Source organism: Nonomuraea sp. NPDC051941 (assembly GCF_044593615.1).
In genome coordinates this window covers 159,419-180,672 of sequence record NZ_JBIUCF010000019.1, presented here as the reverse complement: position 1 = coordinate 180,672, position 21,254 = coordinate 159,419, and the positions used below count along the sequence as shown (strand labels likewise).

Annotated in this window: 18 protein-coding genes and 1 pseudogene; 9 read left to right on the top strand and 10 right to left on the bottom strand. The window is 69.7% G+C overall.

What is annotated here, in order from left to right; all coding sequences use genetic code 11:
• Window positions 1–84: 84 nt before the first annotated feature.
• Both ACIHFD_RS30360 and ACIHFD_RS30355 read right to left on the bottom strand, forming a co-directional pair.
• The gene (locus ACIHFD_RS30360; RefSeq protein WP_397369771.1) at window positions 85–975 is read right to left on the bottom strand and encodes a serine/threonine-protein kinase; all 891 of its coding nucleotides are present in this window, start codon (window positions 973–975) and stop codon (window positions 85–87) included.
• A gap of 62 nt (window positions 976–1,037) precedes the next feature.
• Entirely contained in the window at window positions 1,038–2,867 is a 1,830-nt protein-coding gene (locus tag ACIHFD_RS30355; RefSeq protein ID WP_397369770.1) for a class I SAM-dependent DNA methyltransferase, read from the bottom strand.
• Window positions 2,868–2,943: 76 nt separating this feature from the next.
• Between ACIHFD_RS30355 and ACIHFD_RS30350 the strand changes: the two genes are divergently transcribed.
• Both ACIHFD_RS30350 and ACIHFD_RS30345 read left to right on the top strand, forming a co-directional pair.
• Entirely contained in the window at window positions 2,944–3,714 is a 771-nt protein-coding gene (locus tag ACIHFD_RS30350; RefSeq protein WP_363962741.1) for a protein phosphatase 2C domain-containing protein, read from the top strand.
• Between the two features lie 181 nt (window positions 3,715–3,895).
• On the top strand, window positions 3,896–4,756 hold the full coding sequence (locus ACIHFD_RS30345; RefSeq protein WP_397369769.1) for a CHAP domain-containing protein: 861 nt from the start codon (window positions 3,896–3,898) through the stop codon (window positions 4,754–4,756).
• A 23-nt stretch (window positions 4,757–4,779) separates the two neighbouring features.
• On the opposite strand, the gene ACIHFD_RS30340 is transcribed toward ACIHFD_RS30345, so the two are convergent.
• Window positions 4,780–5,829, bottom strand: a complete 1,050-nt coding sequence (locus ACIHFD_RS30340) for a glucose 1-dehydrogenase (protein WP_397369768.1) — start codon at window positions 5,827–5,829, stop codon at window positions 4,780–4,782.
• A gap of 125 nt (window positions 5,830–5,954) precedes the next feature.
• Between ACIHFD_RS30340 and icmF the strand changes: the two genes are divergently transcribed.
• Both icmF and tpx read left to right on the top strand, forming a co-directional pair.
• On the top strand, window positions 5,955–9,146 hold the full coding sequence (gene icmF / locus ACIHFD_RS30335; protein ID WP_397369767.1) for a fused isobutyryl-CoA mutase/GTPase IcmF: 3,192 nt from the start codon (window positions 5,955–5,957) through the stop codon (window positions 9,144–9,146).
• Window positions 9,147–9,229: 83 nt separating this feature from the next.
• Window positions 9,230–9,730 carry a thiol peroxidase gene (gene tpx / locus ACIHFD_RS30330; protein ID WP_350729912.1) on the top strand — a complete coding sequence of 167 codons (501 nt, stop codon included), beginning with the start codon at window positions 9,230–9,232 and terminating at the stop codon, window positions 9,728–9,730.
• A gap of 34 nt (window positions 9,731–9,764) precedes the next feature.
• Here tpx and ACIHFD_RS30325 read toward each other — a convergent pair whose 3' ends face one another.
• Window positions 9,765–10,568, bottom strand: coding sequence for an SAM-dependent methyltransferase (locus tag ACIHFD_RS30325; RefSeq protein ID WP_397369766.1), 804 nt, complete (start codon window positions 10,566–10,568; stop codon window positions 9,765–9,767).
• Window positions 10,569–10,668: 100 nt separating this feature from the next.
• Between ACIHFD_RS30325 and ACIHFD_RS30320 the strand changes: the two genes are divergently transcribed.
• On the top strand, window positions 10,669–11,415 hold the full coding sequence (locus tag ACIHFD_RS30320) for a helical backbone metal receptor (RefSeq protein WP_397369765.1): 747 nt from the start codon (window positions 10,669–10,671) through the stop codon (window positions 11,413–11,415).
• A 23-nt stretch (window positions 11,416–11,438) separates the two neighbouring features.
• On the opposite strand, the gene ACIHFD_RS30315 is transcribed toward ACIHFD_RS30320, so the two are convergent.
• From ACIHFD_RS30315 to ACIHFD_RS30300, 4 genes are read right to left on the bottom strand one after another with little or no spacing between them, the layout of a single operon-like run.
• Window positions 11,439–12,599 carry an ROK family transcriptional regulator gene (locus tag ACIHFD_RS30315; protein WP_350729917.1) on the bottom strand — a complete coding sequence of 387 codons (1,161 nt, stop codon included), beginning with the start codon at window positions 12,597–12,599 and terminating at the stop codon, window positions 11,439–11,441.
• Between the two features lie 3 nt (window positions 12,600–12,602).
• A complete protein-coding gene (locus tag ACIHFD_RS30310; protein WP_397369764.1) occupies window positions 12,603–13,448 on the bottom strand; it encodes a carbohydrate ABC transporter permease in 846 nt (281 codons plus the stop codon).
• Window positions 13,435–14,343, bottom strand: a complete 909-nt coding sequence (locus tag ACIHFD_RS30305) for a sugar ABC transporter permease (protein WP_350729921.1) — start codon at window positions 14,341–14,343, stop codon at window positions 13,435–13,437. Before ACIHFD_RS30305 ends, ACIHFD_RS30310 begins: the two co-directional genes overlap by 14 nt.
• Window positions 14,340–15,719 (bottom strand): ABC transporter substrate-binding protein, encoded by a 1,380-nt coding sequence (locus ACIHFD_RS30300; RefSeq protein ID WP_397369763.1) that lies wholly within the window; start codon window positions 15,717–15,719, stop codon window positions 14,340–14,342. The genes ACIHFD_RS30305 and ACIHFD_RS30300 overlap by 4 nt, the downstream gene beginning before the upstream one ends.
• 377 nt (window positions 15,720–16,096) lie before the next feature.
• On the opposite strand from ACIHFD_RS30300, the gene ACIHFD_RS30295 reads away from it, so the two are divergent.
• The 3 genes and pseudogenes from ACIHFD_RS30295 to ACIHFD_RS30285 form a co-directional block, all read left to right on the top strand.
• On the top strand, window positions 16,097–17,125 hold the full coding sequence (locus ACIHFD_RS30295) for a zinc-binding alcohol dehydrogenase (protein WP_397369762.1): 1,029 nt from the start codon (window positions 16,097–16,099) through the stop codon (window positions 17,123–17,125).
• 2 nt (window positions 17,126–17,127) lie between these two features.
• The gene (locus ACIHFD_RS30290) at window positions 17,128–17,913 is read left to right on the top strand and encodes a sugar phosphate isomerase/epimerase family protein (protein ID WP_350729927.1); all 786 of its coding nucleotides are present in this window, start codon (window positions 17,128–17,130) and stop codon (window positions 17,911–17,913) included.
• Window positions 17,844–19,088: pseudogene (locus ACIHFD_RS30285) on the top strand (MGH1-like glycoside hydrolase domain-containing protein); the annotation flags it as partial. The gene ACIHFD_RS30290 and the pseudogene ACIHFD_RS30285, both read left to right, overlap by 70 nt.
• Window positions 19,089–19,097: 9 nt before the next feature.
• Here ACIHFD_RS30285 and ACIHFD_RS30280 read toward each other — a convergent pair.
• Both ACIHFD_RS30280 and ACIHFD_RS30275 read right to left on the bottom strand, forming a co-directional pair.
• A complete protein-coding gene (locus tag ACIHFD_RS30280) occupies window positions 19,098–20,201 on the bottom strand; it encodes a zinc-binding alcohol dehydrogenase (protein WP_397369761.1) in 1,104 nt (367 codons plus the stop codon).
• A 4-nt stretch (window positions 20,202–20,205) separates the two neighbouring features.
• Window positions 20,206–21,126 carry a Gfo/Idh/MocA family protein gene (locus tag ACIHFD_RS30275; RefSeq protein WP_397369821.1) on the bottom strand — a complete coding sequence of 307 codons (921 nt, stop codon included), beginning with the start codon at window positions 21,124–21,126 and terminating at the stop codon, window positions 20,206–20,208.
• Here ACIHFD_RS30275 and ACIHFD_RS30270 point away from each other — a divergent pair.
• On the top strand, window positions 21,073–21,249 hold the full coding sequence (locus tag ACIHFD_RS30270; RefSeq protein WP_364244826.1) for a hypothetical protein: 177 nt from the start codon (window positions 21,073–21,075) through the stop codon (window positions 21,247–21,249). The two genes, ACIHFD_RS30275 and ACIHFD_RS30270, sit on opposite strands and share 54 nt — an antisense overlap.
• Window positions 21,250–21,254: the final 5 nt, after the last annotated feature.

Here is a 21,254-nt window from a genome sequence, read left to right as displayed (position 1 = left end):
AGCGCTCTCTCAAGAGATTCGCGGCGATAACACCGGCCTGTCAACGGAGGCTAAATAACGATCCGGCTTAGTGAGAGAGCGCGTTCACGCGTTGAGCGCGCGGCCGGCCATGCGGGCGTACATGCGGCCGGGGCTCGGGGCCTCGGTGAGGAAGCCGGGCAGCACGGGCAGCTCGACGGCGAACGGGTCGAGCCGCTCGTACAGCTCGTTCGCGTCGGCGGGCCGGTCGTCCGGCAGCTTCTCCAGCAGCTGCGACAGCAGCGCGTCCAGCTCGGGGGGCAGCCCGGGGATGGCCGGCGGGCGCTCCTTGACCTGCTTCTCGAAGACCGTGTAGTCGGTGGGCCCGGTGAACAGCTGCTGCCCGGTCAGCATCTCGTGCAGCACGCAGCCGAGCGAGTAGAGGTCGCTGCGCGGCTCGGCGACGCCGTGCTTGATCTGCTCGGGAGCCATGTACGCCGGCGTGCCCAGGATCTGCCCGATCCTCGTGAACGTGGTGACCTCGGCGTCCCGGAGCATGGCCAGCCCGAAGTCGAGCACCTTCACGCTGCCGTCGGGGCAGAGCATGAGGTTCGTGGGCTTGAGGTCGCGGTGGCAGATCGCCAGGGCGTGGGCCGCCGACAGCACGGCACACGCCTGGGCCGCGATCGCGGCGGCCCAGCAGACGGGCAGCGGGCCGTGCTCGCTGACCACGTCGGCCACCGTGACGCCCTCGATGAACTGCATCACCTGGTAGAGCCGCTGCTCGTGGGTGCCGAAGTCGTAGAGCACCGGCGCGCCCGGATGCTCGAGCCGGGCCAGGATGCGGGCCTCGCGGATGAACCTGCGCTCCAGCTCGTGATCGTGCCCGCTGGGCAACCTGAGCAGCTTCACCGCCACCCGGCGGTCCAGGTGGCGGTCGTGGCCCGCGTAGACGGCACCCATGCCGCCTTGCCCGAGAGGGAGGTCGTCGAGCACATAGCGGTCGCCGATGACCATTCGCCCCTCCCCGCAGCCTTCCGGGAAAAAACTACACCGTCACGCGAGGGAATGCCGTCGCGTCATGGGGTGAGGTCATGAGCGCGCGGATGCAGGTGGCCGTCGGCGAGGCCGTCGAGGCCCAGCCTGATCAGCGCCTGCCCCAGCGTCGAGGTCTCGCGGATGGCGTCTTCGAGCACGGCGAGCTGCCGGAAGGCGTCGCCGTACGCCTTCTGCTCCTTCAGCGACAGGCGCGGCAGCCGGGTGCGGCGCACGTCGAACCTGCTGGAGCCGGTGGTCGCCCGGCCGCCGGCGGCCCGCAGGAAGCCCGCCAGGAAGTCGGGGTCGAGCCGGCGCGCGTCCACCCGGTAGAGCGTCAGGTGGGGCCCCAGCACCGCGCCGCCGTCGGCCATCACGCGCACGCTGGAGTAGGAGGCCACCACGTCACCCGGGCGGATCGCGATCAGGCCCTGCTGCATGGTGGTGGAGCCGGACGGCGGCGTGCCGTTGAGCACGTCGTCGGAGGTCAGCACGGGCACCTCGCCACCGTCCGCGGCCATCTTGGGCGGGGCCTGCGACGTGGCCACCAGACCTTCCTTGATCAGGTCGCCCAGCGTGGTCGCGGGCTGGTCGAGCGGCTGCTCCAGGACCTTCAGGTCGGGCGGCGCCGAGGTGGCGGCCATGAAGCGGTCGCGGGCCTCGGCGTACGCCTTGCCGACGTCGTCGCGCCGCTGGTGGCGGGCCGGGGTCATGTCGACCTCGTCGGCCAGCAGGTCGATGATGCGTACGGTCTGGTCGGAACGGTCCTCCAGGTACGCCTCCCAGGCCGGCTCGACGCTCGCCAGGTCGGCCGCGGCGTCGAGGATCAGCACCTCGGACGGCGGCCGCTCGCCCGCCGCCGGCCGGCGCAGCAGCCAGAGGTCCGAACCCGGCAGCGCGATGACGGCCCGCAGCGCGCCCGCGCGCAGCAGGTTGGCCCGGATGCGGCGGCCCGCCTTGCGGCTGGCGGCGGCCGGGGGCATGAGGATGGCGACCAGGCCGCGCGGCCTGACGTGGGTGAGGCAGTGCTGCACCCAGGCCAGCTCCGGCTCGCCGCGCGGCGGCAGGCCGTACTCCCAGCGCGGGTCGCCGGTCAGCTCCTCGTAGCCCCAGGCCCGCTCGTTGAACGGCGGGTCGCACACCACGGCGTCGGCCCGCTCGCCGGCGAACCCGTCGTCGCGCATCGAGTCGCCGGCCACGACCTCGGCCTCGATGCCGCGCAGCCGGAGCCGGGAGGCGGTGATGGCCGCCGAGGTCTCGCTGAGCTCCTGCCCGAGCATCCTGGCCGCCCCCGGCTCCGCCTGGGCGTGCCGGTCGTGGGTGGGGGCGAGGAGCAGCGTGCCGACGCCGCAGGCCGGGTCGAGGATCGTCGAGCCGCCCGGCCGTACCAGGCTGACCATGAGCCCGGCCACGTCCTCGCGGGTCACGGAGAGCTGCCGCGAGTGCGCTTCGAGGTAGCGCTCACAGAGGAACTCGTACGCGGTCAGCGCGCCGAGCTGCTCGGCCAGCTCCAGCAAGAGCTCCGCCAGCTCCGGCTCCAACCCGCCCTTCACGGGCGATTCGGGACTCGGCTCACCCGGGGTGGCCGGGCGGGTCAGCAGGGCGCCGGCCTGGGCGACCAGCTCGCCCAGGCGCAAATCGCCCGCGGCTTTCAGGCGTTGCCACACCCGATCTCCCAGCGAGACCTGGTAGGACTTCCCATAGCGACGTAGCCAGGACTCGACCTGCCGGAGCGAGAAGAGCGGCTGGTTGGCCGTGCCGCCGATGGGATCGGGGAAGTCGTCGTGGCGGCGGCGCCAGTTGCTCACCGCGGCACGCCCGACGCCGGCGAGCCGGGCGATGTCCCCGGCGTTGACGGTCGGGTCGTGGCTCATGGTGCCCAGAGTAGTTCACAAGAGTCTTCAGCGCATCTGCTTGTGAAGTCTTTCAACCAATGATTTACTGCTGGGTATGAAGCACAACATCCGCTATGCCGCCGGATCAGACGTGGGCCGCCGCAGGGAGCAGAACGAGGATTCCGGCTATGCGAGTGGCCGGCTGCTCGTGGTGGCCGACGGGATGGGTGGGCACGCGGCCGGCGAGCTGGCGAGCTCGGCGGCGATCGCCGTCATGCGCGAGCTGGATGCCACGCTTCCCGAGACGGGCTCGGACCTCGAGGCGGCCCTGGAGGGCGCCGTGCACGAGGCGGCACGCAGGCTGGTCGAGCTGGCCGACATCGACCCCGCGCGCAGGGGGATGGGGACCACGGTGACCGCCATGCTGTGGGACGGCTACCGGTTCGCCCTGGCTCATCTCGGTGACTCCCGCGGATATTTGCTTCGCGATGGTGCGCTCTACCAGATGACCAAGGATCACACACTTGTGCAGTCGATGGTGGACGAAGGACGGATAACCGAGGACCAGGCCGCCGTGCACCCCCGGCGTTCGATGGTGCTGCGGGTGCTGGGCAGCGAGGGCAGGGCGGAGCCTGACATGGCGCTGCGCGAAGCCGAGCCTGATGACCGCTACCTCCTCTGCTCCGACGGCCTCACGACCGTACTCGGTCCCGAGGTCCTGCACGAGGTCCTGACCACGGTGGCAGACCCGGGCGCGGCCGTCCAGCGGTTGATCGATCTGGCCAACGAGGGCGGCTCGCCGGACAACGTGACCGTGATCGTGGCCGACGTGGTCGCGCCGGGCTCGGGCGAGGCGGCCGTCTATCGCGTGGGGGCCGGCGCCTAACGGGAGTGGTCATCAGTCTCACCTGCCTCACCAGTCACAAAACCGAAATATTGGTTAATAGCACGACACTTTCCGAGTGATTCGCGCAATTTCCCGATGGCGCTACTACAGTCCATCGTGATTTATCGGTTTTCTGGGAGGAGTCACCCTGGACCCGATCGCGGACGAGCTGCTGAAGACGGTGCGGCAGGAACTCGGTTACAAGGAGAAGAACGGCCAGTTCACCAAGTTCGGCCAGTGGTATGCGGATCGCGTCCAAGACACCCAGTACCGCAACGGGCCCTGGTGCGACATGTTCATCGCCTGGGCCGCGGACAAGGCCGACCTCAGCCAATTTGTGGGCGAGTTCGCCTGGACGCCCTCCCATGCCGCCTGGTTCATGAAACAGGGGGCGTGGACGCAGAAGCCCGAGCCGGGTGCGCTCGTCTTCTTCGACTGGAAGGGCGGCAAAAGCTACAAGGGCATCGACCACGTGGGGATCGTGGAGAAAGTCAGCGGCAAGAAGATCCACACGATCGAGGCGAACGTGGACCGGATCTGGCTCAAGCGCAAGACGCGGGAGACGGACAAAGTCGTCGGCTACGGAATTCCGCGCCTGGTCAAGGCCAGTGCCGACAAACTCGGGGAGATCCGCTCGACCGAGCGGCCCTTCGTGCCGGCGCCGCGTGTGGAGACCGGGCGGGGATCACCCTTGGACGTCCTGGGCACGCCGCCCGCACTGCTGACCGCGATGGTGCTCATGACCGTCGTCCTGTCCCTCCGCATCACCGGCCGCCGCCGCGGCACCCACCGCCGCCTAGCCTTGCCCTGGAACGCACCAACCACCGAGCGTGAAGCGGCTCCGGCTCGGGACGGCGTTCCCGCTCGCGAACGGGTGACGGTCCCTGCCAAGCCCGCCCCTGCCAAGCCCGCGGAGCACGTGCAGGCCAAGCCCCGTCCCGCCCCGGCGCCGGCCGCCCGCCCGGCCAGGACGCGCGTCACGGCCTCCGCGGCCACCAGGCACTCGACCTCGACGAGACGCAAGCCCTACGAGCCCGACTAGCCCGCGTTCCAGCCCGCGAAGTGCTAGGACGTGAGGTCGATGACCACCTTGACGTCGTGGTCGCGCTCGAAGGCGTCCAGGGCGCGCGACAGCGGGACCCGCCGCGTGATCAGCCGTTCGAGCCACCCGGTGTCGGCCTTGGCCAGCGCGTCGGCGGCGTCCCTGTAGTGCCGCAGGTTCGCGTTCACGGAGCCGAAGACCACGTCGTTCTCCAGGACGATGTCCCGGTTGATGAGCCCCGCGTCCACCCGGTGCTCACGCCCACCCGGCGAGAGCCCGGCCAGGCAGACGATCCCCGCGGCGGCCGTGCCGACCATGGCGTCGATGACGAGCGACCCGGCCCCCGTGCACTCGATGATGATGTCGGGCCTGACCGTGGTGAGCTCCTTCAGCGACGAGCCGGAATGGTAGGCCCCGTCCAGATCCTCCACGAGCCGCGACTTGAGCCCGGCGGCCGAGCGGTCGAGCACGTGCACCTCCAGTCCCCGCTGCCGCCCCATCAGCGCCGCCAGCAGCCCGACGGGCCCGGCCCCCGTGACCAGCAGCGTCTGGGGCTCGAACCAGGCCCGCGACCCGATCCGCTCGATCTGCTCCCACGCCTTGGCGACCACCGACGCGGGCTCGACCAGCATGCCGACGCTCTCCAGCGACGGATCCAGGCGCACGGCGTAGCCGCCCTCGACCGTCCAGCGTTCGGAGGCGTACCCGTCGATCTGCTTGATGCCCCGCTCGGTGTACTCGCCGTTGCGGCACATGTCGAACTCGCCCCGCTTGCAGGCCCCGCACGGCACGGGGTCGGGCCGCCGTACCACCCCGACCACCAGGTCGCCGGGCGAGTACGCGGACCCGTCGGGCACCTCCAGCACCCGGCCCAGCGACTCGTGCCCGAGCACCATGCGCTCCTTGCCGGGCGGCGGCCAGCCGTAATCGGCGGTGATCAACTCCCTGTCCGTCCCGCAGACCCCCAGCGCCAGCCCCTGGACCAGCAGTTCACCCTTCTCCGGTGCGGGATCGGGGACCTGCTCGACGGCGAGCGTCCCCTTCTTGCCCGGTGCGAACGTCAGTGCGCGCATGCGACGTCACCCCCTCGGGCCCCCTACCCGGATGGCGGAAGGAAATAGTAGGACGTCCTAGTGCCTATTAGTAGGACGTCCTAGTATCTTCGGAAGGGAGAGCCCTCACGAAGGAGTGAACAGGCGTGCACGTCCCGGTACACCCAGTCCGTTTCGTGACCGCCGCGGCCTTGTTCGACGGCCATGACGCGGCGATCAACATCATGCGGCGCATCCTCCAGTCACAGGGGGCCGAGGTCATCCATCTCGGGCACAACCGCTCGGTGGACGAGATCGTCACGGCCGCCCTCCAGGAGGACGTCCAGGGCGTGGCGATCAGCTCGTACCAGGGCGGCCACGTGGAGTTCTTCACCTACCTCGTGGAGCTGCTGCGCGAGCGCGGGGCCGGGCACGTCAAGGTGTACGGGGGCGGCGGGGGAGTGATCGTCCCCGAGGAGATCGAGCTGCTGCACTCGCGCGGCGTCACCCGTATCTTCTCGCCCGAGGACGGCCAGCGGTATGGGCTGCCCGGGATGATCAACCAGCTCATCGAGGACTGCGACGTCGAGCTGGACGGCTCCCCGTCGGTCGAGGCCGTGGTCTCGGGCGACCAGGCGGCGCTGGCCCGCGCGATCACGCTCATCGAGTCGGGCCGCGCCCCGGAGGGGCTGGTCGAGGGCCTGAAGGCCGCCGCGACGGACAAGCGCGTCCCCGTGCTCGGCATCACCGGTACGGGCGGCTCCGGCAAGTCCTCGCTCACCGACGAGCTGGTCCGCAGGTTCCGTGTGGACAACGACGACAAGCTGCGCATCGCGGTCATCGCCATCGACCCCACCCGCCGTCGCGGCGGCGGCGCGCTGCTCGGCGACCGCATCAGGATGAACAGCCTGAGCCCCCAGACCTACTTCCGCTCCCTGGCCACCAGGGGCGCCGCCAACGAGGTGCCCGCCTGCCTCGACGAGGTGATCACCGCCTGCCGGGCAGCGGGCCACGACCTGGTGATCGTGGAGACGCCCGGCATCGGCCAGGGCGACGCCGGGATCGTCCCCCACGTGGACGTGCCGATTTACGTGATGACGCCCGAGTTCGGGGCGGCCTCCCAGCTCGAGAAGATCGACATGCTGGATTTCGCCGAGGCCGTGGTGATCAACAAGTACGAGCGGCGCGGCGCGGAGGACGCCCTGCGCGACGTACGCCGCCAGCTCGTACGCAACCGCGAGGCGTTCGGCGTCCGGCCGGAGGACATGCCGGTCTTCGGCACCATCGCGGCCCGCTACAACGACGCCGGGGTCACGGCCCTCTACCAGCACCTCAAGCCCCTCCTGCTGGGCGAGCCGGGGCCAGGGCTGCTGCCGCAGGTGTCCGGGCGCACCTCGCAGGCGTCGGCCGCCATCGTGCCGCCGGCCCGGGTCCGCTACCTGGCCGACATCGCCGAGACCGTGCGCTCGTACCACGCCGAGACGCTCGCGCAGGCCGAGGTCGCCCGCCGCCGCCAGCAACTGGCCGCCGTGCGCTCCCTCCTGGAGGACTCCCGCCTGGAGGAGCTGGAGGCGCAGGCGGAGCGGGAGCTGAGCGAGGAGAGCCGGGCCCTGCTGGATGCCTGGCCCGCCGTCAAGGAGCGCTACACCGCCGACGAGCTGGTGGTGAAGGTGCGCGACCGCGAGATCCACACCCCGCTCTGGCGCGAGACCCTGTCCGGCAACCGGATCCCGCGCGTGGCCCTGCCGCGCTACAGCGACCACGGCGACCTGCTGAGGTTCCTGCGCGGCGAGAACCTGCCCGGCTCGTTCCCCTTCACCGCCGGCGTGTTCCCGTTCAAGCGCGATGACGAGGACCCGACCAGGATGTTCGCCGGTGAGGGCGACCCGTTCCGCACCAACAGGCGCTTCAAGCTGCTGTCCGAGGGCCAGCCCGCGACCCGGCTGTCCACGGCGTTCGACTCGGTGACGCTCTACGGCCACGACCCGGACCTGCGGCCCGACATCTACGGAAAAGTCGGCACCTCGGGTGTCTCGATCGCGACGCTGAACGACATGAAGGTGCTCTACGACGGGTTCGACCTGGCGGCGCCGAACACGTCCGTGTCCATGACGATCAACGGCCCCGCGCCCACGATCCTGGCCTACTACCTCAACACCGCCGTCGACCAGGCTCTCGACCGCTTCCAGGCCGAGCAGGGGCGCCCGCCGTCGGCCGAGGAGGCCGCCGCCCTGCGCGCCCGTACGCTGGCCACGGTCAGGGGCACCGTGCAGGCCGACATCCTCAAGGAGGACCAGGGCCAGAACACCTGCATCTTCTCCACCGAGTTCTCGCTGCGGATGATGGCCGACATCCAGGAGTGGTTCATCAAGAACGGTGTGCGCAACTTCTACTCGGTCTCGATCTCCGGCTACCACATCGCCGAGGCCGGGGCCAACCCGATCAGCCAGCTCGCCTTCACGCTGGCCAACGGCTTCACGTACGTGGAGGCGTACCTGGCCAGGGGCATGAAGATCGATGACTTCGCCCCGAACCTGTCGTTCTTCTTCTCCAACGGCATGGACCCCGAGTACAGCGTGCTCGGGCGGGTGGCCCGCCGCATCTGGGCGGTGGCCATGCGGGAGCGCTACGGCGCCGGGGACCGGTCGCAGAAGCTGAAGTACCACATCCAGACCTCGGGCCGGTCGCTGCACGCCCAGGAGATGAACTTCAACGACATCCGCACCACCCTCCAGGCCCTGATCGCCGTCTACGACAACTGCAACAGCCTGCACACCAACGCCTTCGACGAGGCCGTGACCACCCCGTCGGCCGACTCGGTGCGCAGGGCCATGGCGATCCAGCTCATCATCAACCGCGAGTGGGGCCTGGCCAGGAACGAGAACCCGCTGCAGGGCTCGTTCATCGTCGAGGAGCTGACGGACCTGGTGGAGGAGGCCGTGCTCGCCGAGTTCGAGCGGCTGTCCGACCGGGGCGGCGTGCTGGGCGCGATGGAGACCGGCTACCAGCGCGGCAAGATCCAGGACGAGTCCATGCTGTACGAGATGCGCAAGCACGACGGCTCGCTGCCGATCGTCGGGGTGAACACGTTCCGCAACGGCACGGACGAGCCGCCGGCGCACAAGCTGGAGCTGGCCAGGGGCACCGAGGACGAGAAGCGCTCGCAGCTCGACCGGCTGCGCGCCTTCCACGAGCGCAACCGCTCGGAGGCCCCGGCGCAGCTCGCCCGGCTGCGCGAGGTGGCGATGTCGGACGCGAACGCGTTCGAGGTGCTGATGGACGCGGCCCGCGTCTGCTCGCTCGGCCAGATCACGGAGGCGCTGTTCGAGGCGGGCGGCCAGTACCGCCGCAACGTCTGACCACGTGCGTGGGTGATGAGGGGGCGCGGGAGCCGCGCGGATAGGATCACGGGTCGGGGAACATCGCTATCCAGGAGGCTTTCATGTCCGACGTCACTTTCAAGGGCACGCCCGTCGCCGTGGGCGGCACCTTCCCGAAGCCCGGCGACAGCGCGCCCGCGTTCAAGCTGGTGGGCGGCGACCTGGCCGAGCACTCGCTGGAGGAGTACGGCCAGAAGACCAAGGTGCTCAACATCTTCCCGAGCCTCGACACCGGCGTCTGCGCGGCCTCGGTGCGGCGCTTCAACGAGGTGGCCGCCGAGCACCCCGAGGTGGCCGTGCTCTGCATCTCCGCCGACCTGCCCTTCGCCCAGAAGCGGTTCTGCGGCGCCGAGGGGCTCGACAACGTGGTCACGCTCTCACTCATGCGGGGCCGTGAGTTCCTGACCGACTACGGCGTGGCGCAGGAGTCGGGGCCGCTGGCGGGGCTGACCGCGCGCGCGGTGGTCGTGCTCGACGGTGACAACCAGGTGGTCTACTCCGAGCTGGTGCCGGAGATCACCCAGGAGCCCGACTACGACGCCGCGCTGACGGCGCTCAAGTAAGTGAGCCGGGGGTCCACGACGTGGACCCCCGATCTCAGTTCCTCCTGGCCACGCCGCACAGGATCAGCGACGACTCGGGCCCGTCGACGAAGTCGATCATGTCGGCCTGGTCGGGACGCCACTCCGGCAGCCACACGAGACCCGGATCGACCAGCTCGAACCCCTCGAACAGCGCCGCGATCCGCGTCCGGCTCCTGAACGTGAGCGGAGCGTTGGTGCCCCGGTAGACCTCGGTGATCGCCTCCACGGCCGCGGCGCGGGCGTCGCCGGTGCAGTGGGACATGACCAGACAGCTGCCGGGGGCCATGGCGTCACGCAGGCTCGCCACGATCTCCCGAGGGTGGTCGGAGTCGGCGATGTAGTGCATGGTCGCCGTCAGCAGCACGCCGACCGGGCGGCTGAAGTCGATCGCCGCCATCACCTCGGGATTGCGCAGGATGCCCTCGGGCTTGCGCAGGTCACCCTCCACCGCCGTCGTGTCACCCTGCCCGGCCAGCAGCGCCCTGGCGTGCACCAGCACCACCGGATCCCGGTCCACGTAGACCACCCTGGCCCCCGGGGTGATCTTCCTGGCGACCTCGTGCACGTTGTCCTGGCCGGGCAGTCCTGTGCCGATGTCCAGGAACTGCGTGATGCCGGACTCGGCGAGGTACCGAACGGCGCGCCCCAGGAACGCGCGATTCGCCCGGACCGCCGCCCGTAACTCCGGAGCCGCCTCGAGCAGCTTCTCCGCCGCCGCCCGATCGGCAGGGAAGTGGTCCTTGCCACCCAGGAGGTAGTCGTAGAGCCGGGCGACGTTGGGAGTGTGCGGATCGAAGGCTGGCGACTCTCGTTCCAACCGTCATTCCCCCGATCAAGAGTTAACGATCTTCGACCTGGATTCTACGGATCTATACCGACATTCACTGCCGAATACCCGTCGGATCTAGGCTGATGTTGTGGACGACACCGGCGTACCCGTGAAGATTCCCGGCACCGTGCGGCGGATCGTGTCCCTGGTGCCGTCGCTGACGGAGTCGGTGGCGGCGACCGTGCCGGAGGCGCTGATCGGGGCGACCGACTGGTGCTCGCACCCGGCCGACCTGGACGTGACCAGGGTCAGGGGCACCAAGAACCCCGACCTCGACGCGATCAGGAGGCTCCGGCCCGACGTGGTCCTCGCCAACGCCGAGGAGAACCGCGCGCCCGACATCGAGGCTCTGCGCGCATCGGGCATCGCGGTCTGGGTGACGAAGATCGAGACGCTGGATCAGGCTTTCGTGTCGCTGGAGCGCATGTTCCGGGAGGCGTGCCGTACCGGCCGTCCCGGGTGGCTGGACGCGGCGGAGCAGGCGTGGCGCGCGCCCGCGGAAGGGGCGCGGCGCACGGCCGTCGTCCCGATCTGGCGGCGGCCGTGGATGGTGGTGGGGCGCGACACGTTCACCGGGGACGTGCTCAGGCGCCTCGGCGTGGACAATCTCTACGCCGGTCACGAGGAGCGTTACCCCAAGATCCCGCTGTCCGAGCTGGTCGAGCGGCGGCCCGGCCTGGTGGTGCTGCCGGACGAGCCGTACGCGTTCTCGGAGACGGACGGCCCCGAGTGCTTCCCCGGGCTCGCCTGCGCGCTGGTCAGCGGGCGGCTGCTCACCTGGTACGGCCCTTCGCTCGTGGAGGCGCCCGCCCTGCTGCGGAGCGCCCTCGCCTGACCCTGCCGCCTCAAGGGGCCGGCTCAGCGCACCCGTACGCGTCCGGTGATGCCCAGGGCGGCGTCCACGGAGGCGGCGGAGAGCACGTGCTCCATGACGATCACCGCCATACCCACGATCCCGGCCCGGTCCTCGAGCGAGGTGGGCACGATCTCCAGGTGCCTGGTCGTGTACGGCAGGCTGTGCCGATAGACGACCTCCCTGATCCCCGTCAGATAATGCTCCCTGGTCTCCGCCATGTCCCCGGCCAGCACCAGCACGCCCGGATTGAGCAGGCTGACCGCGGTGGCCAGCACGAGGCCCAGCGTGCGCCCCGCCTCCTGGGTGCGGGCGATGGCCGCCGGATCGCCCGCCTGCACGAGGCGTACGACGTCGCGGCTGGAGCCCTGGCCCAGGTCGGTGGCCAGGGCGTGGCCGCTGGCCAGCGAGGCCACGCAGCCGCGCGAGCCGCACGTGCAGACCCGGTCGTCGTGCTCGTTCAGCCGCACGTGCCCGATGTTCCCGGCGGCCTCCTCGACGCCCCGGTAGATCTGCCCGTCGATCACGATCCCGGTGCCGATCCCGGTCGACACCTTGATGAGGATGAGCGAGTCCGTGTCGCGCCACGACGACCACCACTCGCCCAGCGCCATCGCGTTGGCGTCGTTCTCGACCAGGACGGGCACGTCGTAGGTCTCGCCGATCGCCTCGCCCACCGGATAGCCGTCCCACCCGGGCATCAGGAACGACCTGATCATCCGGCCGGTGGTGTGGTCCACGGAGCCGGGCAGATCGAGCCCGATGCCGCACACGTCGCTCGCCGGCCGCCCGGCCCGGTCGAGCAGCCGCTGGAACGCCTCCCGCACCCACGACAGGACCGCCTCCGGGCCGAGCTCGATGCGCATCTCGGCGCGCTCCTCGGTCAGGGTGTTGGCGGCCAGGTCGGTGAGCGCCACGCCGGCGTGCGAGGCGCCCAGGTCGGCCACCAGCATCAGGCGTCGGCCGGCGTCCACGTCGAGCACCGAGGGCGGTCGCCCGCCCCCGGAGGCCGCGACGCCGGACTCGTGGATGTATCCGGCGTCGATGAGCCGGTCGACCCGGTCGGTGATCGTCGACCGGGACAGGCCGGTGTACTCGATCAGTTCCTTGCGCGTACGGCAGGTGCCATGGCGGATGAGCTGGAGGATCTGCCCTGCCGTCAGCATGGTCTATCCCTTCTCTGCTCCTGCCGTGAGGCCCTCCGTCAGCAGCCGCTCGCTGGCGAAGAACACGATCACGATGGGCAGCGTGAGCACCACCGAACCTGCCATCAGGACCGTCGTGGGGATCTCTATGCTTCCCGCCAGCTGCGAGAGGCCCAGGGACACCGTCCAGCTCTCCCGCTTCTCCACGAGGAAGAGCAGGGCGAACAGGAACTCGTTCCACGCGATCATGAACGCGTAGAGACCAGTCGCCATCAGCGCGGGCTTGGACAGCGGCAGCACCACGCGCCAGATGGTCGAAAGCCTCGTGCACCCGTCGATCGCGGCCGCTTCCTCCACGCTTTGCGGCACGGTCTCGAAGTAGTTGCGGAGCATGTATACCGTGACGGGCACGGTTTGCGCGATATACACGAGGACCAGTCCGAAAAGCGATCCGCGCAGCCCCAGCATCGTGAAGAGCACGAAGAGGGGGATGGCCAGCACGATCGCCGGAAACAGGTACACCGCCAGGAAGAGGAAGTGCACCTGCCGCCGCCCGAAGAAGCGCAGCCGCGCGACCGCGTACGCGCCCGGGATCGAGATCAGCAGTGTCACCGCCACCGAGGCGAGCGCGACGATCGCGCTGTTCCTCAGGAAGCTCAGGAAGCCCTGGCGGGTCAGCACGTCCACGTACGTGTCCAGGGTGAAGCCGCGCGGCCAGAGCGAGCCCGGCTCCAGGATCAGCTCCTGGATGTCGCGTACGGACAGCATCACCATGTAGAGGAAGGGGAACGCGGTCATCACGAAGAGCACCGCGATGACCAGCGGTTTCAGCACCCGGAAGAGAACTCGCTCGAACCTATCTCTGCTCACCTTCACCCCCGCCGAAGAACCGCAGGTAGACGGCCAGGAACGCGACCAGGAAGACCGCCAGCACGATCGCCTGCGCGGCCGAGGCGCCGATGTCGTCGCGGGCGGTCAGGAAGTTGTAGACCCGCACGCTGACCACCTCGGTCCCGGCCCCGCCGCCGGTCAGCAGGTAGACGTCGTCGAACTTGGTGAACGTGAACACGAACCGCAGCACCGACAGCAGCGCGATGATCCGCCAGAGCTGCGGCATGATCACGTATCGGAACCGCTGGGTCGGCGTGGCCCCGTCCACGACCGCGGCCTCGTCCAGCTCCGCGGGCAGCGCCTGCAGCCTGGCCAGGATGAACAGGAACGCGAACGGGAAGTACCGCCACGCCTCGAACGCGATCACCGTGAACAGCGCCACCGGCACCCGCACGCCCAGGAGCTCGCCCCTGGCCTGGGTGAGGAACGCGATCGGCTCGTGGAGCCAGGTGTTGACGATGCCGTACTGGGGGTTGAGCATCGTCTCCCACAGGAACGCCACGGCCACGACCGGCGCCACGTACGGGATCAGGATGGAGGCCCTGACCAGGGTCCGTCCCCTGAACCTGTCACGCAGCGCCAGCGCCGCCACCAGCCCGATCGCGATCGACAGCGCGGTGCCCGCGACGGTGTAGACGAGCGTGTTGACCAGGGACGACCAGAAGCCGGGCTCGGAGACCACGTACGAGAAGTTCTCCAGCGTGTAGTGGCCGAAGACGCCGGCCCGGCGGATGTTGATCAGCCGGGCGTCCTGGAACGCCAGCATGATCGCCCACAGCAGTGGCAGCACCACCACGACCAGCGTGATGACGAGCGTCGGCGAGATGAGCGCCAGCCCGGCCCGCCCTTCCTGCTGCCGCAGAGTGCGGGTCACTGGCGGATCCCGCGCTTGATCGTCTCCACGTCGGTCTTGGCCTGGGCGGCGGCGGCCTGCGGGGTCAGGGAGCCGTCCACGACCGCGCTGAGCGCCTTGGGCACGGGCAGTTCGCCCATGGTGGCGCCGACCAGCTTGCCCTGCCCCTGCGGGATCCCCCAGCGGGCGAAGGTGTCCGGGCTCTTGCGCAGGGCGTCCAGCACGTCGGCGGGGTAGATGTCGGCCAGCGGCTTCTTGGAGTCGACCCCGGCGGGCAGCTTGTTCCACTTGTCCTCGAAGCCCTTGCGGGTCGGGAACTTGCCCTCGGGCGCCATGCCGATCCAGCGCTCGTAGCCCTCGTTCATCATGTAGGCGACGAACTTCGCCGCGGGGTCCTTGGCGGCGTCACGGGTGACCGCCCAGGAGACGATCTCGCCGTACTGCGCGGGCGCGCTCCCGTCGGGCCCCTTCAGCGCCGTGACCACGCCGGTGTTCTTGGCCAGCCACTCGGGGTCGGCGCGGCACTCCTGACAGCTCGGCAGCGCGTCCTTACGGAGCCCGGCCAGCTCGTCGAGGATGAACGACGACCAGATCGTCATGGCCGCCTTGCCGGAGAAGTAGGTGGCCCGGGTGGAGTCGACGTCCTGCTTGCCCTTGACCGAGTAGTCCTTGGCGAGCTTGCCGTAGAACGCGAACGCCTTCACGCACTGCGGCGAGTCAAGAGCGACATTTCCGGAATTGTCGACGAGCTGGCACCCGTTCGCGAGCGCGACGTGCTCGAAGCTCTGCGCGGTGAACGAGTCCTTCGGCGCGATCGCCAGCGTGATGCCCGCCACGCCTCCCGTGTTGAGCCCTGTGTTGAGCTTCGCGGCCGCCGCCTCCAGCCGCTCGTACGTGTCGGGCGGCTGCAGCCCGGCCTTGTCGAACAGGTCCTTGCGGTAGAGGATCAGCTGCGCCCACCCGTCGCTCGGCACCGCGAGCAGCTTCCCGCCCGAGCTGTCGAGCTCCAGGGCCCGCGGCGAGAAGGAGTCCCGGCCGAGCTGGTCGACGACCTTGCCGGGGGTCTCGGTGTCGAGCAGGTCGTTGGCCTCCAGCTCGCGCACCGCCGCCAGCGGCAGCGCGCCGATCACGTCCGGCAGGTCGCCGGCCGCGGCGGCGGCCGTCACGGCCTGGCTGAACTGGTCCTCGGCCATGGCGACCAGCTTGACCTGGATCCCGGTCCTCTTGGTGAAGTCGGCGGCGATCTGGTTCTGTACGGCCATCCGGTCGTTGAGGTTCTCTTCGGTCCAGACGGTGATCTGGTTGCCGGCGGACGACTCGCCACCGTCGCCGCACGCCGCCAGCGAGGCGGCGGCCAGCAGCGCGACGGAGAGGACGGCGGTTACCTTCTTCGGCATGGCACGCTCCTCCGATTCGGGGATATGCCGCCCTTACCCTCGCCATGACCTTGGCAACGTTCGGTAGTCGATAACGAGACCGGTCTGTACTCACTCCGTGCCTACACGGCCATAATTGGATCTTTGTCGCAAAAGATCTACTTTGGGGTATTTCGGTCATCCGGAGGTCACCGCACTAGCTAGAAAGCCCAGGTGTGCGGCCTGGCAGGCGATGTCGGTAAGGTCACTTTCCGGAAGACACGCTGGCAGAAACCCCAATTTCACCAGCCGCCCCCGGCGGAAGTCGTAGACTTAAGAGTGTTACGAGCGCAACTATCGTATGCAAACAAGTACTAAAGCTTTGACTTTTGTTTGATCATTAAGCGTAAGTGTGGAGAATGCGCGTCATCACGTTCGAGCAGCCAGGCCGTGTCCGCGTCAGCCTGGAATCGCCAGCCGACCTGGCGCCGGGATCCGTACGAGTCCGTACGATCTACTCCGGCGTTTCGGCAGGCACGGAGCTCACCGCCTATCGCGGCACAAATCCATATCTCAACCGTCGTTGGGACACCGAGCGCCGCCTCTTCGTCGATGGCCAGACGCACGCGTACCCGCTGACCGGCTGGGGCTACCAGGAGGTCGGCGAGGTCGTCGAGGCCGCGCCCGACGTCGCCGACCCGCCGGTGGGCAGCATCGTGTGGGGCATCTGGGGCCACCGCGCCGAGGCCGTCGTGCCGGCGGAGAAGCTGGTGGGGCACGTGATGCCGCCCGGCGCCGACCCGCTGACCGGCGTGTTCGCCCGGGTCGGGGCCATCGCGCTCAACGCGGTGCACGCCTCCGACGTGCACCTCGGCGACCAGATCGCGATCTTCGGGCAGGGTGTCATCGGGCTGCTCGCCACCCGCCTGGCCGTGCTGAGCGGCGCCCGGGTGGTCGCGGCCGACGCCATTCCCGACCGGCTGGAGCTGGCCAGGAGGTTCGGCGCGGCCGAGGTGTTCGACGTGCGCTCCGGGTCGGTGGCCGAGTTCATGCGCAAGCGCGTCGAGGGCGCCGACACCGTCATCGAGCTGAGCGGCACCCACCAGGGCCTGCACGAGGCCATCAGGACCGTGCGCAAGGGCGGCAGGGTCGTGGCCGCCGGCTTCTACCAGGGCGACGGCGTCGGGCTGCGGCTGGGCGAGGAGTTCCACCACAACCAGGTCCAGCTCGTCTCCTCCCAGATCGGCGGCGTGGCCTCGTGGCTGGCGCACCGGTGGGACGTCGAGCGGCTGCAGCGCACGTTCATGGCGCTCGTGCACGAGGGCCAGGTCGAGGTCGGCGACCTGATCAGCCACGTGGTCCCCGTCGAGAGGGCCGAGGAGGCCTTCGACCTGATCGACAAGCACCAGTCCGAGGTGCTCCAGCTCGTCTTCACCTTCGAGGAGTGACAGTGAAGCTCGCCGTACAGGAGCAGCTTCTGCCCGGCCGTACGCTGCAGGAGAAGTTCGCGTTCGCGCTCGATGCCGGGTTCGACGCCATCGAGCTGCGCGGCAAGGGCGATTTCCACTTCGCGGGCCGCCTGACGGAGCTCAAGCGGGCGCGGGCCGACGGCGTGGTCATGCCGACGGTGTGCGTGGACATGCCGCACTTCATCGGCGACTTCGACCCGGCCAAGCGCAAGGACGCCATCCAGCAGCTCAGGTCGCAGCTCACGGTGATCGCCGAGCTGGGCGGCATCGGCGTCATGACGCCCGCCTCCTGGGGGCAGTTCTCGCTCCGGCTGCCGCCGTTCGAGCCGCCGCGCAGCGCGGCGGAGGACCGCGAGGTGCTGACCGAGGCGCTGGGCGTCCTGGGCGAGCACGCGCAGCGCAACGGCGTGCTGATCATGCTCGAACCCCTCAACCGGTACGAGAACCACATGGTCAACACCCTGGCCGAGGCCGTCTCCTACTGCTCGATGGACTCGATCAGGATCGTCGGCGACACGTACCACATGAACATCGAGGAGGACGACCCCTGCCGCTCGCTGGTCGAGGCCGCCCCCTACCTCGCGCACATGCAGATCAGCGAGTCCAACCGCAACCAGCCGGGCACCGGTCACATCGACTGGGGCGCGCAGCTGGCCACGCTCGACGCCGTCGGCTACGACGGCTACCTCGCCCTGGAATGCCGCCTGCGGGGCGAACCCGAGATCGTCCTCCCCCAGACCGCGGCCTTCGTCAGGAAATACCTATGATCCTTCGCGACGCCGTGCGCGTCCTGGTGACCAACTGGGACGGCAGCTACACGGTCCCCTCCCGGCGCCTGTACCCGCACCAGTGGAGCTGGGACTCCGCCTTCATCGCGATCGGCAACGCCCAGTGGTCGCCGCGAAGGGCCAGGATCGAGCTGCTCTCCCTGTTCGGCGCGCAGTGGCGCGACGGCAGGGTGCCGCACATCGTCTTCAACCCCGCGGTGCCCGAAGGGGCCTACTTCCCCGGGCCCGAGTTCTGGCAGGCGCACGCACCGTCGGGCTCCGCGACCTCCGGCATCGTCCAGCCACCGGTCCACGCGCTGGCCGCGTGGAAGACGCACCTGGCCGAGCCCGACCCGGCGTTCCTGCGCCGGATCTACCCCCGGCTCGTGGCCCAGCAGGAGTTCCTGCGCGCGGCCAGGCGCTCCCCTGAGGGGCTGATCTCGATCGTGCACCCCTGGGAGTCGGGCATGGACAACAGCCCGGCCTGGGACCTGCCGCTGCGGGCCGTACGGCCCGACACCGTGGGCTTCGTCCGCCGGGACCTCGCCACGGTCAGCGCCGACGAGCGGCCCACCGACCGCGACTACGAGCGCTACGTCTCGCTCGCCCGCGCCTACCGCGACTCCGCCTATCGCAGCCCGGGGGAGTTCCAGGTCGAGTGCCCCCTGTTCAACGCCGCGTACGGCGTCGCCGAGTCGACCCTGGCCCTGATCGCGGAGGAGTGCGGCCTCGACCCCGAGCCGCACGAGCGCGAGGCGGCCGCCATCACCGACGCCATGGTCGAGCACCTCTTCGACGGCGGCCTCTTCCAGGCCCGCGACGTGCGCACGGGCCGGCCGCTCCACTCCGCCAGCACCGCCGGGCTGACCCCGCTCATGCTCCCGCACCTGCCGGACGAGGTCGCCGAGGCGCTGATCGGCACCACGCTCGACCGGTTCGCTTTCAAGGACGGGGCGCTGCCCAGCTACTCTCCCGCGGCGCTCGACTTCGACCCGGCCCGCTACTGGCGCGGCCCGAGCTGGGTCAACCTCACCTGGCTCGTCTGGCAGGGGCTCAAGGACCGCCGCCCCGACCTCGGCGACCTGGTCGCCGAAGGGATGGTCAACGCGGTCGCGCGATCGGGCTTCCGCGAGTACTTCGACCCCTTCAGCCTGCACGGCCACGGCAGCCACGACTTCAGCTGGTCAGCCGCCCTCCTCCTCGACGTGGTCGCTGAGCACGGCCTGGACGGTCTGCCGGCGTCTGGCCGCGAGGTCGGACAGGAACTGGGGGGCCTCGGCGAACCCGACGACATCGGTGATCACGTGCTCGCGTAGCCGCCCTCCGTACCGCCTGAGCAGGGCGATCGTCTCGTGCGAGAGCCGCTCCCTGTCCCAGGAGTGCGCCAGGCCGCGCGGCACCCGGCCGATCTGGGCGCAGCGCAGCGTCAGCCCGTTGTGGTGGAACTCCTCGCCCAGCCGCACCTCCTGTGCGCCCTGGGTGTAGAAGGCGAGGTCCACCAGCGTGCCCTGAGGGCGGAGCATCCTGAGCCCGAGGGCCAGCGCCCTGGTCTGGCCGCGGCACTGGAACACCACGTCGGCGCCCCGGTCGTCGCGGCCGTGCCGCCAGCGGCGCTTCAGGTCCACGGCGGGATCCTCGTCGGCGGTAAGGACGTTCGCGCCGAGCGCCGCGGCGATCGCCAGCCTGGCCGGGGTCTCGTCCACGACCACGACCTCGGCCGCGTCGCAGGCCATCGCGAAGCACGCCGTGAGCAGCCCCACCACGCCCGCTCCCACGACCGCGACCCGCCGCCCGCGCACGCCGTCACCGAGCCGCTGCACGGCCGGGCCGTGCAGGTCGTGCGCGGCGTGCAGGAGGCCGTTGGCGCAGATCGGGCCCATGTGGGCGACGTAGACGCCGAGCATGGGGTCGAGGTCGTCCGGCAGCTCCACGAACCGGTCGGCCATCGGGTCCGCCACGTACGCCGTGCGATGTCCGTAACACATCGCGACCAGCGCACCCTCGCTCACGGCCCGTGTACGCGTCTCGACCACCAGGCCGACCTGCATGTAGCCGATGCCGCGCACCGGGTAGGCGATCGACGGCGTGCCCTCGGCGAACAGCCCGAGCGCCGGGTCCCAGGTCGAGGACAGGTACGGGTTGGTGCCCTTGACGTAGGTCAGCTCGGTCCCGGCCGAGACCCCGCTGTGGGTGGTGGCCAGCATGAACCCACCCTCGGGAATGCCCGGCAACTTCTCCTCGACCAGGCAAACCTCGCCCGGCGCCTCGATACTCAGGACTGTGCCCATGGCCTCACTCCGTTCGGCGGCTCGGTCGCTGGGGTCCGTCGCTGTCATCCAGCACCACCGGCCTCCGTTCCGCCGCGGACTGCGCGAGGGCCAGCGCCAGGCGGTGCGTCCGCAGCGCCTCCCCGTACGGTACGCGTACGTCGGCGTCCTTACCCTGCACCGCGTTGATGAACTCCCGGTCCACGCGCGTCTTCGCCTGGCCGTCGTCCTCGATCACCCGCCGGCCGTCCACCAGCAGCCGCGTCTCGCTGAGCTCCAGCGCGAGGCCGTCGGCGCACACCTCCAGCCCCACCCGGTGCTTCTGGGTGAGCAGGCAGGAGGTGGCCAGCAGCCCGGCCGCGCCGTCGGCGAAGCGCAGGACCGCCGCCGTGGCCCGGTCCACCTCGCCGTCGCTGTGGTTGGCGGCGGGGACGGCGTGCACCATCGACACCTCGCCCACCAGGACCCGGGCGAGGTCGAGCACGTGGACGGCCTGCTCGATGATCTGGCCGCCGGACATGTTCGGATTCAGCCACCAGGCGACCGGCGGCACCTTGTCCAGCCAGTGGCCCAGGGCGAGCCGTACGGGGCGCTCCGCGAGCAGGTCACGGGCGTGTTCGATGATGTCGAGATAACGCCAGTGATGGCCGACCGCGGTCGGCAGCGATCTCCGTTCGATTTCGGACGCGATGTTTTCTGCGGTTTGGAGGTCGAGCGAAAGGGGTTTTTCCACAAAAAACGGTAGATTACACGCCAGAACATCATGTTCGGGGGTGCCGTGCGCGAAAGGAGGCACACAGACGTAAACAGCATCGAGACCGCCGGCGCTGAGTAGGTCGGCATGGTCACCATAGGCGGGGGCGCCGTGCTGGGAGGCCAAAGCCTCGGCCCTGTGGAGATCAATGTCGGCGATTCCCGCGATCGAGACATCTGGGAAGCCGGACAGTACATCTGCGTGGCGAGCGGCGACATTTCCGGCACCGATGATGCCGACGTGGGTCATTGGGGACACATTCCGGCATATGCCACATCTGATCGCCATCAAACAAAGAGGTTCAAAGGCGCATAGATCGG